1 protein-coding gene is annotated in these 954 nt (G+C 46.0%); it reads left to right on the top strand.

Features of this window, described 5'->3' with window-relative positions; all coding sequences use genetic code 11:
* A partial coding sequence (locus JUB15_RS28300) for an IS481 family transposase (RefSeq protein WP_207516119.1) occupies positions 1–951 on the top strand: 951 nt, incomplete at its 5' end.
* Positions 952–954: the final 3 nt, after the last annotated feature.

Genomic DNA, 954 nt, shown 5'->3' with positions numbered 1-954 from the left:
TCCCGAGACACATTTTATCGTTACAAAGAACTTTATGAGCAAGGTGGTGAGCAGGCTTTGCAGGAAGTGTGCCGTCGTAAACCCAACATAAAGAATCGAATAGAGCCATCTGTTGAAGGGGCTGTTGTAGCTATGGCTATCGAGAAGCCCGCATATGGCCAGCTGAGGGCAAGCAACGAATTGAAAAAGAAGGGCATTTTTATTTCACCAGCAGGTGTCAGGTGTGTCTGGTTACGCCACGACCTGGAGACCATCCGTAAACGCCTAAAGGCCTTAGAGGTCAAGTCAGCTCAGGAAGGCATGGTTCTTACCGAAGACCAGGTTGTAGCCCTGGAAAGAGCCAAGGAGGAGAAGCAGGCCTATGGCGAAATAGAAACCCACCATCCCGGATACCTGGGAGCCCAGGACACCTACTATGTAGGAACGATTAAGGGCGTTGGTCGTATTTATCAGCAGACTTTTATTGACACCTATAGCAAAGTGGCTACAGCCAAACTGTACGATCGTAAGAATGCTTTAATTGCAGCGGACATGCTCAACGACCGGGTTCTTCCATTCTTTGAACAGCATGGCATTAACTTGCTCAGAATACTCACTGACCGAGGAACTGAATACTGCGGCGCCAGAGAGCATCATGAATATGAACTTTATCTTGCCCTGGAAGATATCGATCATTCCAAAACAAAAGCTAAGTCGCCTCAAACCAATGGCATCTGTGAAAGATTGCATCGTACAATGCAGGAAGAGTTTTATGCTGTGACCTTCAGGAAGAAAATCTACAACACACTTGATGAACTACAAGCTGATCTAGATCTGTGGCTAGAGGAGTATAATAACCAACGTACTCACTCTGGCAAATACTGCTATGGAAGAACTCCAATGCAAACCTTCATAGATTCCTTACCTTTAGCGAAACAAAAAATGCTGCAGGATGTCCCACCCGCAGCATAAAAT

The sequence above is a fragment of the Longitalea luteola genome, assembly GCF_017356035.1.
Lineage (GTDB): Bacteria > Bacteroidota > Bacteroidia > Chitinophagales > Chitinophagaceae > Niastella > Niastella luteola.
The sequence above is the reverse complement of the archived record's forward strand: the minus strand, read 5'-3'. Positions and strand labels throughout refer to the sequence as shown.